This window comes from Lutibacter sp. (assembly GCF_040883305.1).
Taxonomy (GTDB): domain Bacteria; phylum Bacteroidota; class Bacteroidia; order Flavobacteriales; family Flavobacteriaceae; genus Lutibacter.
In genome coordinates this window covers 1-12541 of sequence record NZ_JBFLKT010000330.1, presented here as the reverse complement: position 1 = coordinate 12541, position 12541 = coordinate 1, and the positions used below count along the sequence as shown (strand labels likewise).

At 30.4% G+C, this 12541-nt stretch carries 10 protein-coding genes and 1 pseudogene; all 11 read right to left on the bottom strand.

Annotation, left to right across the window (positions count from 1 at the left end):
* Positions 1–494, bottom strand: a 494-nt coding sequence (locus AB1Z17_RS10645) for a serine hydrolase (RefSeq protein ID WP_368051782.1), incomplete at its 3' end; no start/stop codon positions are given.
* 10 nt (positions 495–504) lie between these two features.
* Positions 505–1563 carry a GNAT family N-acetyltransferase gene (locus AB1Z17_RS10640; protein WP_368051781.1) on the bottom strand — a complete coding sequence of 353 codons (1059 nt, stop codon included), beginning with the start codon at positions 1561–1563 and terminating at the stop codon, positions 505–507.
* Between the two features lie 6 nt (positions 1564–1569).
* The gene (locus AB1Z17_RS10635; protein ID WP_368051780.1) at positions 1570–2886 is read right to left on the bottom strand and encodes an aminotransferase class III-fold pyridoxal phosphate-dependent enzyme; all 1317 of its coding nucleotides are present in this window, start codon (positions 2884–2886) and stop codon (positions 1570–1572) included.
* Positions 2887–3174: 288 nt separating this feature from the next.
* Positions 3175–3282: pseudogene (locus AB1Z17_RS10630) on the bottom strand (glyoxalase); the annotation flags it as partial.
* Between the two features lie 132 nt (positions 3283–3414).
* Positions 3415–5523, bottom strand: a complete 2109-nt coding sequence (locus tag AB1Z17_RS10625; RefSeq protein ID WP_368051779.1) for an ATP-binding protein — start codon at positions 5521–5523, stop codon at positions 3415–3417.
* A 374-nt stretch (positions 5524–5897) separates the two neighbouring features.
* A complete protein-coding gene (locus AB1Z17_RS10620) occupies positions 5898–6260 on the bottom strand; it encodes an isoprenylcysteine carboxylmethyltransferase family protein (protein WP_368051778.1) in 363 nt (120 codons plus the stop codon).
* A 427-nt stretch (positions 6261–6687) separates the two neighbouring features.
* Complete coding sequence (locus AB1Z17_RS10615; protein WP_368051777.1) at positions 6688–7266, bottom strand: OsmC family protein; 579 nt, start codon at positions 7264–7266, stop codon at positions 6688–6690.
* Between the two features lie 105 nt (positions 7267–7371).
* Positions 7372–8238, bottom strand: coding sequence for a helix-turn-helix domain-containing protein (locus tag AB1Z17_RS10610; protein ID WP_368051776.1), 867 nt, complete (start codon positions 8236–8238; stop codon positions 7372–7374).
* Positions 8239–8375: 137 nt separating this feature from the next.
* A complete protein-coding gene (locus AB1Z17_RS10605; protein WP_368051775.1) occupies positions 8376–8990 on the bottom strand; it encodes a DUF998 domain-containing protein in 615 nt (204 codons plus the stop codon).
* A 536-nt stretch (positions 8991–9526) separates the two neighbouring features.
* The gene (locus AB1Z17_RS10600) at positions 9527–10942 is read right to left on the bottom strand and encodes an MBOAT family protein (protein ID WP_368051774.1); all 1416 of its coding nucleotides are present in this window, start codon (positions 10940–10942) and stop codon (positions 9527–9529) included.
* Complete coding sequence (locus AB1Z17_RS10595; RefSeq protein WP_368051773.1) at positions 10932–11981, bottom strand: hypothetical protein; 1050 nt, start codon at positions 11979–11981, stop codon at positions 10932–10934. The genes AB1Z17_RS10600 and AB1Z17_RS10595 overlap by 11 nt, the downstream gene beginning before the upstream one ends.
* Positions 11982–12541 lie beyond the last annotated feature (560 nt).

The following is a 12541-nucleotide window of genomic DNA, read 5'->3' as shown; positions in this document are numbered from 1 at the left end:
CCTTTTTTATTTAAATCATATTCAAAATATTTCTCTAAAATCTTTTTCCAATTCCAATCTTGATTTGGATATTTTTTAATGTTTTCAAAGAATCTTTCATCACCCGCAAAGTAATCTCTAAGTCCACTTTTATGTTGTAATAAGTTTTTGACTGTTATTTGACTGGAGTAATTAATTCCATTAAAAAATAAGATTTCTGATAAGATTTTTTTGGTTTCATCATTTTGTAAACAATTTAGAAAACAATCCTCTAATTGTAGTAATCCTTCCTCCATCAACTGTAAAATGATAGTTGATGTAAAAGTTTTGGTAATACTTCCTATTCTAAATCGATAATTACTAGCTTTTTTTTTATCCGAAGTATTTATTTGTCCAAGAGCAATTTCATAATTGATATTCTTTTTTGCTTCATTTATATTAAGAAGGCAATTATAAATAGGTACAGAACCTTCAGGGTTGATTAGTAAATTAGCGAAATCTTCAAATTGTTTCATAAAGCTACTATTAAATATAATCAAAAGCTGAAGCAAATATTGGTTTCGATTTTAAATTCTCAATTTTAGATTCATCTATGTTCTTATAAGCTGCCATAATTTCAACATCAGAATCTTTTATAAAAGAATGTATCATACCTAACTTACCTTTTCCTAAAATTTTTTCACGAATTGGGCAGGTATTTCCCAACCAAAACATAGAAGATTTTAATTTTTCTTTAGCCAGTAATCCTTCAAATAAAGTATATAAATGTTCTTCATAACCAGGTTTAAAATAGAGACCTTCAAATGCCAAAAATTCGAACCGTTTTGGATTAAATAATTTATTAAGAATAGGTATTAAAGGAACTACGTTCATTACTATTTTCCCTATAAAACCTTTCATATTATTAATAACCCAATGTGCACGATGATATTGACACCCTGCTACGATTTTTCCATTTTCTCTAATAACAAAATAATTATTCTTAATAAATAAGGAATCGAATTGGGTTAAAGAATGATTTATATAGGTTTTTTCTAATAGCTTTATAACTTCTTCTTTTTCTTCATTTAAAGTTATTTGAGTAATGTTTTTCTTTTTCTTCGGAAAAAAACGACTAAAACCTAAAGTTTTTACAGTGCCTAAAGTATTGTAACCCGCACTTTCTACAACTTTATAAGAACTTTTGTTGGCTCTTTCTATACAGGCAAAATAAATAGTTTTTTCTTGTTCCTTTTCACGAATTAATTCCATCACTTTTATAGAGAATTTTTTCATAACTCCTTTGCCACGTATTTCTTTTGAAGAAGCAAAATACCTTATATAATTACAATTAAATTGCTTATTATCAGTAGTTACAGTTGTCATACAGAAAACGGCAGTTGCTCTTATTTTTTCACCTTCATAAATGGCAAGAAGAACTGGTTTTTTTATCAATTTAATATGTTCCTCTGTATTTTTGTGCTCATAAATAGCCCCTTCATTTCCCCAAGCAATACTATCTAAAAAATGTAAAGCTTCTTTAGGAATTCCTTCGTGTCTTTGAATGGAATATTTTCCGTCAGTAAGTAGGATTTCTTTTTTCATAATTGCTTATACTTGAGTTTTTATAAGACCTTTTTCTACTAATTGTTTGCAGCTTAACTTAATTTTGTCTTCCAATAAAGTAATTACTTCATCGGTGTGTGCTACTGATAAAAAACAGTTTCTACCTTCCCAAATATAAACTCCGTTTAAAAGAAGTTGGTTATATAGCTCTTTATACTTTCCAGGTGTTACAAATCGGAATAAAGACCCGAAATGAACAATTGATAATTTCGGGAAGTTTTCTTTGAAAAATACATTCATTTTATTGCAAAAATTAGACGTCCTAATATTTATTTCTTTTAGTAATTCACCGTTAGAAGATTCGAGTATTTCTAATGTTTTTAATGCAGTAACCATTGCTAAAGGATGATGACAAAATGTACCTGCAACAAAAGTTGATTTTGCTTCTGGAATTGATTGATCTCCATACTGCCAAAAGCCACCATCAATAGCGTCTAAATATTTTGATTTACCAGCAACAATACCAATTGGTAATCCACCACCAATTACTTTTCCGTAAGTAATAATATCGGCTTGGATGTTAAATAGTTTTTGGCAACCTCCTATATCTATTCTAAAACCAGTGATTACTTCATCAAAAATAAGAGCAATATTATGTTGCTCGGTAATGCTTCGTATTTGTTTTAAAAAGGCAATGGGTTGAAAACTTGGGTTTCTGCTCTGAACGGGTTCAACAAGAACTGCTGCAATGTTATCTGTGTTTTTTTTAATAAAATCTAAAGATGCTTCTGAACCATAATCAAAAACATAAGATTCATTTAAGATAGATTGTGTAATTCCAGGAATAGATTCTTTCGCAATATTGGTTTGCTGATCTCTTTTTAGAGTAAGCAACGGATCAAATGTACCATGATAGGCTCCTTTGAAAAAAACAACATTTTTCTTTTTTGTAACTGTTTTTGCAATTCTTAAAGAAACCATAATTGCCTCTGTACCAGAATTAAAGAAGGCAACTCTTTCTGTATTTGTAGCCTCTGTAATTTTTTCTGCTAATACCCCAGCTAATGGAGAAATTGGGCCAACAGACCAACTTTTAGTTAGTTGGTTTTCAATTGCTTTGCGAATAGGCAAATAATTATGACCAAAAACAATAGAACCAAAACCCATTGTTAAATCTATATATTTATTATCGTCAATATCCCAAATAAAAGCGCCATCAGATTTGTCCGAAACTAACGTGTAAATAAGTTCTTTCTTTTGAATATTAAAACCTACTGAATTTCTATTTAAAGCAAAATATTTTCTATAACACTGTGTGTGTGTTTTTGTAAGTGAATTTTTTTGAGATAATTTATGAATCATAATCGATTTGATGTTTTGTAATAATACAACTAAAATTGATAAACACAATTATTATTATGTTTTTAAGAAACTTTAAAGGAAATGAATGCCAAAGTACTCGTTTATGTTTAGTTGCATAGTTAAGCTCCTAATTTAGCAAGTAAAAAATGAACATGCCTGACGTTAGGCAGGTAGAAAATCCTAGAGACCCGGGTGTAGAGAACCTACTAGTCCTAAATGTGGGTTGAGAAAGCAGTTTTCACAAGTAAACTTACATTTGCAATTACTGATACACATGTCAACTGGTTTTTATTTTGAATAAGCAACTGAAGAATATGTTGGCTCATAACTATGAGTATAGATTTCAAAAACAATTCCGAATGAATTTTCCGCATAACACATTTAGAAAGGCTTATCGCTCTAATAGCAGGCATTTATTCGCATACTCTACATTCCTTCAAAAGACAATATTTTATTTCATTAGATTGAAGTTAATGTGAGCATAAATAATACAAGTTGTTAAACCCCTTATTTTGCTTATAACCAAAATTATAGAGTCATTATTATTTTTTCTATTTCACTAATTGTGAAAGGTTTTTGTAAGATAAAATTAACGTCTTGTTCATTTTTAGTTTTTTCATCAATTTCCCATCCACTTACAACAACAATTTTTATTTCTTTTCCAAATTTTTTCCTTATTGCATCGGCTAATTGCCAACCATTCATTTTGGGCATTCCAATATCGGTAATTACTACATCATATAAATTTTCATTAAGATGTTGTAAGGCACTCTCTCCACCATTTGCAATATCACAAGCATGACCAAGTAGTTCTAACAAATCACTACCATTTTCTCTTATCGTAGCATCATCATCTACCCATAAAAATTTGTATGATTTTTTATTATTCAATGTAGTTTCTCTAACCTCATTTATGTCATCCTTTTTACTAATTGGAAGAACAATTTCTATGGTGGTTCCTTTACCCAATTCAGAGAATGTTATAGCAATATCTCCTCCGTGCTTTTTTACAATACTGTAAACACCACTCATTCCAAGTCCTCGACCTAGTTCAAATCCTTTTGTAGTATAAAACGGTTGAAATAATTTTAACTTTGTATTGTTATCCATACCAATACCTGTATCTGTAAAGTTCATGAATATACTTTCGGCTTTTATACCTGTTTTAATGGTAATATCCCCACCGTATGGCATTGCTTCAATACTATTACTAATTAAATTGTAGATTACGGTTTTTAATTCGCCCTTATTACCTTCAATTTCCGGAAGGTTAACAAAATCTGTAATAATATTTACATTCAATCCGTCTTTTTCCATTTTGTCTTTCCATAGTGGACGAAATTGTATCAAGCTTTCATTAATGATGGCATTAAAATCAATAAGTTCGGAGTTAACGATATCGCTTTCTGTATTGCCAAAATTTTGCAATGCTTTAACCCTGCTAGAGATATCTATTATAATAGACCCAATAGCATTAAAATACTGGAGCGTATCATCAGTTAATTTGAGTTTTAATTTTGCAACTTCAATATTTCCCATCATGGCTTGTAAAGAGTTGTTAAAATCATGCGCAATTGAAGCCGCCATTTCGCCCAAAGCCGTTAGTCTTTGGTGTTCTGTAAACTTTTTTTCTATGAGTTTTTGATTGGTAATATCCTGAACTGTGCCTACCATGCGCACAAGGTTGTTATGATCATCTAGAAAATAAATTCCTTTAGAGATTACAGAAATAACTGAAGTATCTTTTTTAACAATCCTATTTTCAAAATAATACGGTGCTTTATTTGATATAGACTCCTTTAATCTTTTCTCATAGCCTTCCTTGTCATTTGGATGCACGTGATTAAGTGCCAGTTCATAGGAAGGTTCTACTGACCCTGGTTTATAGCCCAATAATTCAAACATTGTATCCGACCATTTAATCTCGTTGGTGGGTATATTCCATTCCCAATTACCAATTTTAACGAGGCGCTGAGCTTCGTTCAGCATTTGAATATATTTTTTGTTTTGTTTTTCACTTTTCCTAAGTGCCTCTTCAGATTTCTTGGCTTTAGTAATATCTGTAAAAACAATTCCAAGTTGTCCTGTAGCTACTTTCCAAGCATAAACTTGATAATACTTGTCTAGCTCCGCTCCATAGTTTTCAAAGTTTTCCGGCTTCCCTGTATTCTCAATCCTTTCGTAAGTTTTTATCCAATGGTCTTCTACAATCCCAAATATTTTTTTAGCTCGCTTACCTATTAACTCATCTTTCTTCTTTTTAACCAATGCTTCAAAAGCCCGATTTACCTTGAGATATATATAATCAATAGCATTGCCATCTTCATCATAAACCAGTTCGATAACCTGAAACATTTCAACCATAGAATTAAAAAGCTCCTCATATTGCTTTTCACTATTGTTAAGGTTTTTTTCTGATATTGTTAGTTTTGTAATATCCTCAAAAAACATTGCAAATTTGTTCTTTGAAAAAGAATGTGCATTAACACTGTAGGTTTTATTGGTATTATGATTGTAATCTATAAAATGAATTGGTTTGTTATTAATTACAGTAGAGCCATATCTATCGATCCAAGATTGTTCAATATCCGGATATATTTCTTTAACAGTTTTACCAATAGCCGAAGAAATATTCAATCCTGATTGTTTTTCAAATGCACGATTTATTCTAAGAAACCGATAGTCTTTGGGGTTTCCATGTTCGTCAAGAATAAGTTCGCATAATGCAAACCCTAAAGTTATTCCATCAAATATTTTATGCAACTCCTCCTCGCTTATCTTATATTCTTCATTTATTTTATTACTGTCAGGATCCATGTATTTATCCTTCTTTTATATATTATTAACCTCTAAAAATCTTTGATAGCATACGCCAAAATGTTTTAGAAAAAATAAAGTTACCATTTTGAAACCGTAATTTCCTTACTTTAAAAATAGTGATTTTTAAAATAAGAATTATCTAAATTACGAAAAAAAGCAAATTTAGTTCTGTATTGTTCTGTTCAGTTTTATTAATATAAGTGTGTTTCTTTATCGTTTTTCTTCAAATTTATCTTCTTATTTTTAGTAAAAGGAATAATCATAGGAACTTCTTTTTGGTACGTTTCATACTTTTCTCCAATAGCCTTTCGAAGGTCTTTTTCTTCTAAATACTTCACAGCAATAAAAATATATAGAGTGGTTACTGCTGTAAATAATAAATGACCTATAGTCATAATTGGTGTTGCCCAGAAAGCGATTAGAAAACCTAACATAAGTGGATGTCTTACTAGTTTATATAAATAATTAGTTTGAAATTTTGGGTTAGGTGTTTGCTTGTTCTTTAAATTATCAAAAATATGTTCTAGACCAAAAAGCTCTAAATGATTAATCATAAATGTTCATAACAAAACAATAAGCCAACCAAGAAAAAATAGTCCTTTTAAAACACTACTAACAATTTCATTTTCTGCTTCCCATACAATAGTTGTTATTGGTTGCCATTGCCAGTAAATTAATAGTAGGGATAAACTTGATAAAAGTATATAAGTACTTCGTTCCATTGCTGGGCTAATAATAGTAGTAAACCACTTTTTAAAATGCGGGTCGAGCCATTATACTATGTTGCAAAGCAAATACACTTAACAATATAACATTAATAAAAGTGGATGCAAACAAGGTGGTTTCTGTACCAGAATCTATTGATTTTGGCACAATAATGTTGCCTACAAATCCTATGGCTTATAAAAAGGCAATTAGAAATACTAAATAGGCAACAATTCCGTAAATGAAGATGATTGATTTTTTCATAATTTATTGTTTTTAGTTTTTAATTTTAACTACGGTATTTAAAGTAATTGGGATTCCTTTTTTTATAGTTTGATACACAATACAACTACGTTTTGCACCATTTATTAAGGTATGTAATTGCTTTTCATTTGTTTTTTTAGCAATAATTAATGCATCAATATGCATAGATTGAAACTCAACAGGAACAGATTTATCAATCATTAATGTTCCTCTTACATCTACTTGAGCATTTGCACTTATTTTAGTTTCAATAAGTTCTATTCCTAATTTATTAGAAATTAATCTAATAGTGCTTTCAAAACAAGATGCTAACGAAGCGCAGAGTAAATCGCCAGGATTTGGAAAATCGTGATCGCCTCCAACTGCTTTATGAACTCCAATTTTAAATGGAACCTTCATTTTATCATTGATGGAAACCGTTGTTCTAAATGGGTCTTGTAGATTTATCCCAGTTACCTCTGCAGCATCAGTAATCCAAGCTGAGGCAGCATCTTTTCGATATTTTTCATAAAGAACTAAATGCCTCTGGTAAACAATAGAAGTGGTTTTAATGGATTTTAAATTCCTGATTAAAAATTCTTGTTTTGGCATCACATCATTTTTTTAATTTACTAATGATGTAAAGGTTGAATATAAAATGCCATTCAAGATTTCTTAAAAGTCCAAATAATGTTCTTAAAAGGTCAAAAAATACTATTATGCTTCTTTTTTGAGCATTCTAAATTTATTGGGAGTTACTTTTGATATCTTTTTAAAGGCTTGAATAAAATGCGAATTATTTTTAAAGCCGCATTCATAACCGACCTCGCTAATGTTAAGATTTGTTCCCAGTAACAATATTTTAGCGTGTTCTAATCTTTTATTAATTAACCACCTACTTGGCGTAGTGTTAAAATATTCTTTAAACTCACGCTTAAAAGAAGATAAACTTTTGCCGCATAGTTTTGCAAAATCAGCTATTTTTAAATCGTATTGAAAATTTTCTATCATAATATTTTCAATAGTCGTTTTAGTGTTTTGCGATATTGAATTGAAGAAAAATAGTAACTCTTTATTATTCGAATTAAGCGAAATATTGAAGAGTAATTCTTTAAATTTAATTTCTACTAGCTCTTTCGGAATTTCATCTCCTTGGTTTAAATATTGAAATATACTTTCTATTAAAGTTTTAAACACATCATTTGTAGTAATATCGAAAATTTGATGATGCTCTTTCTTGTGATTGAATTCTCTCTTAAAAGTTGGATTGTCTGAAATAAATTTTTTGATGAATTTATCATTAATGAAGAATAACATTACACAATATTCACTTTCTAAATATTGCTTTGTAGTATAAACACCTTTTCTAACAAAAAGGGTGTCTCCAGCAATAAGTTTGTGTGTTTTTTTTGAAGTAATCCAATCTTTTTTACCGCTAATAACATAAGTAATTACATGATTTTCAATCCACAATTGATACTCTTCAATATTGAGAGGACATTTATATTCTACGAACAAGAAATCATCTCCAACAAGCTTGTTGAATTTTGGATGATTTTTAAAGTATTCGTATGCATTGATCACTATGTAGTTTTCTGTTTTAAATTATGCCAAACGTCTTCGTATATGGCTTGTTCGTTGGTTGGACTAAATTAGTGAAAGAAAACGAACCAGAGGAAAATTTGAAGGAATTTTCGAGTATACACCGAACAAGAAATTGACTATACTCGATGTTGTACGTAGTTTTTTTTATTCATTTCTTTTTTAAAAATCAATTCAAATGAAGTTATTGCCGTCCATCCAAATACAATTCCAAATATTAATCTATGTGTTACGGGCATCGACCAAAGTCCAACTACCAACCCAATAATTGAAAGCACAAGAATTGTAGCAGTAATATTCGCTCTATTTCTAATTCCTTTCTTTAGTTGTCGGTTGCAACCTAGTCTTGATAGTCCAAACAACCAAAATGCTAATCCAAGACAAATGGCAACAATATGGGCTTTAGAAACAGGCGTTCTAGACAACTCCATATCTATTGGTATTGCAGTAAAGGCAAATCCTAACCCGAATAATGATAATAAGACTGATAATAGTTTGTCATTTAGCAAGTTTCCATAAGTCAAATCAAATGCAAAAAGCAATATTCCAACAGTAATAAATCCGAATAAATTAAACCAAAAAGCATTCGGTTCTCCTTTTGCTCCAAGTTTGCTTATAAAATCATTCATAAAACTAAATTCAGTATTTGAAAATCCAAAAAACAATAAAGTCGCTATCAATATTAAGACAGATAAAAGTCCTAAAATTCCAATATTTTTTTCTTTTATTCTCATTCTATGTTTTCAGTTTTCAAATTGCATACAACGTGTTTGTACAAGATTTGTAGGAATGGAAAATTGGAGATTTTCGAACGATGCATATCGCTTGTTGAATGTTTGTCGGTTCGTTATTTAGTCTAAATGTAAGCATAAATTTTATAAGGTGCTGCTAGTTTTTGCTTTTCATTCCAATTATTTATCCGTTTAAATACTCAAATCCGCAATGATTGGAAAAGTTAAAAATGTTTTCCGTTTTGTTACAATTTATCATTTTTAGGTTTCATTTTGTCCCTTTCTCCTATTTTATACTAAAATCGAACCGTTTTACTCCTAAAATTCCGAATATTAGACGTTTAGGATTGTCTCAGGTTTTATTTATAAGAATATGCTGTTCTCTATTAATCTTTCTTTTTTTGAGAAAATTTATAGCATGCTCCTTTAAAAATTGAAGTTCAATTTATCAAACTTCTTCTTTCGTAGGGTTTTCTTCTTTATATAAATGAAAATTTCAACGAAAACTTAGATACATTACATAGAGAAATTCTTTTCCATTAAAACTGAAAATAAATAAACTGCTCACCACTACCTTGTGCGATGGCAACCAAGAAAAACATGACAGCCCAAACTACAGCTAATACAGTTGGTGATATTTTTTTTGAAACTGCTTCAACGGACGTGTTTCTCATAAACCAGTGGCATAAAAATAGTATACCTATAATAAAGCCTACTTTTAAAATATCAAAAGAACCTAAAACTTTTTCTCCGTCCGGATTAAAATAAAACATAGAACCAATCATATTCCATGCTGTTTTAAACTCTCTAGCCCTAAAAAACACCCAGGTAATATTAATACAGGTAAAGGTTGTGAATGCCAAAAACATACCATTCCATTTTGTAATTTTAAAAGGTATATATTGGCGTTGTAATCTTTCTAATATCAAATAAGTTCCATGTAATCCACCCCAAACTATAAAGGTCCAAGCAGCTCCATGCCAAAGTCCACCTAATAACATCGTTATCATAAGAGCTGCATACATCCTAACAACACCATGACGATTTCCACCTAACGGGATATATAAATAATCGCGTAACCATGAAGATAGAGTGATATGCCATCGTTGCCATAAATCAGAAAATCCTAAGGAAGCGTATGGATATTTAAAGTTATCGGGTAAGATAATTCCTAACATTAAGGCAATTCCTATGGCACAGGTTGAATAACCTGCAAAATCAAAAAAGATCTGACCTGAAAAAGCTAATGTTCCCATCCAGGCATCCCAAAAATTTAAAATTTTATTTGAGCTATACACTTTATCAACAGTTCCTGATAGCAAAGTGTCGGCCATCACAACTTTTTGAAATAATCCTAAAGTCAATAAAAACAAACCCCAAATGAATTGATTTACAGTAGCTCTTTTTTCTTCATAAAACTGTGATATCAAATCTTGGGCTCTTACTATAGGACCAGCTACTAACTGTGGAAAAAATGTAACATACAATGCAAAATCTAAAAAGGTTTTGGCACGTTCTGTTCTTTTCAAATACATATCTATAGTATAAGACATCGTTTGAAAGGTGTAAAACGAAATTCCCATAGGTAATATAATATCCATATGTGTTGACTGATAGCCATAACCATATGTATTTAACACGGTTGTAAAATTATCCATAAGGAAATCCCGGTATTTAAAAAAACCTAAAAACCCAAGATTAACAAACATACTCAACATTAGCCATAGTACTCTTTTACGTTTATTTTCTTCAATAGCTAATTTTTTTCCAGTAATCCAATCTACAATTGTTGAAATCCAAAGTAAAATAACTAATGGCGGATTCCATAATCCATAAAAAATATAACTCGCAAAAAGAAGTATTCTTTTTTTACCAGTCCAATTAAATAATTTTGAATAATATAGTGCTAGTACTATAATTAAAAAAACGACAAAACTTAATGAATTAAAGAGCATGGTTAGTAGATTTTAAGTTAATTAAAATGCTATCATTTTTCATAATTTTGACTAATTCTGTAGTAAAATATTGTGCATCTTCTTCTGATAAATGGGATTCTTCAGGACAAATAAGCCCCTTTAAATTGTTATAATCTTCAAAATGATAACTTGGAACATTTGCTTGTTTTACTAAATCGTTCCAAAACGAAGCTCTTGGGACTCCCATGTTTTCTCCTAATCTTACCGAACCACTTGAAGGGCATCTTATTAAAATTACACGACCACCACGGGCTTCAAATACTTTTAAGTCGTTTAAAAAGAAAGTCATTGTTGAGGCTTTGTCTGGCGGTGGTCCACTTGCTGCACCTTTCATAAAAAACTGCCACACTTTAATTACAGAATTGGCATAGGCTGTATCTGTAACTGTTACTTGCTTCATGACATTATTTCTGTCCTCTGCAATTTCACCAAATTCATGAAAAGGAGGCATTGGGTCAATAATCCGATTTCCTATATTTATTTTACCAACCAATTCTTCTAATTTAATACCATCAATACCTTGGTCATCACTTAAAAATGCTAAGTTTTTTTGAAGAGGTAATGATAATATATGATTTGAAATTTGCGCATAGGTTCTTTTTTTATAATAATCTACTTTTGACTGTGGCCATTGCCAAGGCTGTGCATTTGGGGCAGTTGTTGAAAAAAATAATCCTGGTGTGACTCCTACTACTATGGTTCCAGCAAAATTAGTATTAGTTACAACATCGTGAAAAATAGGTAAGGGTGAGCTACCAACACTCGCTAGTTGAATTGGTCGAATACCTGTTTGTGCTTCCCATTCATTTAACTGTATGTCAAAAAGTACTCGTGAGGAACCCATAAGCAGAACGTTATTGCTTGATGCTTCTTCTACTCTCGAACGCTGCATAGCCCAAAGAGCTTCATTATCGTCTAATGTTGGATAAACTCCTTGAGAACGCCAAAAAAGCTCCCATATTCCTATTACAACTAAACTTAATATAGTTGTAATGATAAATGTTTTTTTTAAATTCATAATAGTTGATTTAATTCAATTTGCACTTTAATTTTCTAGTATGCACTGCTTTGAATCCAAGTGGATTTCTGAATAATCGTAGTTTTTAAATATTAAAATTGCAATTTCAGTAGAAATGTAACAAAAGTTACAGATATATGCAAGTGATAATAAGCATTTTAAATTAAGTGGTAACAGCTTTCACTAATAATTAATTGAAAATCTAAACCTACCTTTTGGTAGTTTTTTTGACAGGGTAGCTTTAATTCTTTCTTGTTTATTTGAGTAAGTTATCTTTTTTAGTACGCCTATTTCAGGACGGGTCAGTATTGCTAATGTTGAGATTCATTTTGGCTGTTTAGGTTGTTGGTTATTTTATTAGAAGGCATTTTCTCAAATTGTTACAATCCTAAATTTAAGTTGTAATTAAATACATGTCAACGTTTTAGACTATGTTTTCGTTACGGAAAAATTGGTAATATTTTTTCGTTTTGGCAACCTGCCTTTGTAAATATACATAGGGTTTTCTGAAAGGAAATTCACTGAAATACAATATATCCATTGTTGTATGCTGGCTTTTT

Coding starts and splice junctions, on each gene's coding strand:
- AB1Z17_RS10605 (WP_368051775.1), bottom strand. CDS start 8,990: ATGAGAATAAAAGAAAAAAATATTGGAATTTTAGGACTTTTATCTGTC.
- AB1Z17_RS10640 (WP_368051781.1), bottom strand. CDS start 1,563: ATGAAAAAAGAAATCCTACTTACTGACGGAAAATATTCCATTCAAAGA.
- AB1Z17_RS10595 (WP_368051773.1), bottom strand. CDS start 11,981: ATGAATTTAAAAAAAACATTTATCATTACAACTATATTAAGTTTAGTT.
- AB1Z17_RS10635 (WP_368051780.1), bottom strand. CDS start 2,886: ATGATTCATAAATTATCTCAAAAAAATTCACTTACAAAAACACACACA.
- AB1Z17_RS10620 (WP_368051778.1), bottom strand. CDS start 6,260: ATGATTAATCATTTAGAGCTTTTTGGTCTAGAACATATTTTTGATAAT.
- AB1Z17_RS10615 (WP_368051777.1), bottom strand. CDS start 7,266: ATGCCAAAACAAGAATTTTTAATCAGGAATTTAAAATCCATTAAAACC.
- AB1Z17_RS10600 (WP_368051774.1), bottom strand. CDS start 10,942: ATGCTCTTTAATTCATTAAGTTTTGTCGTTTTTTTAATTATAGTACTA.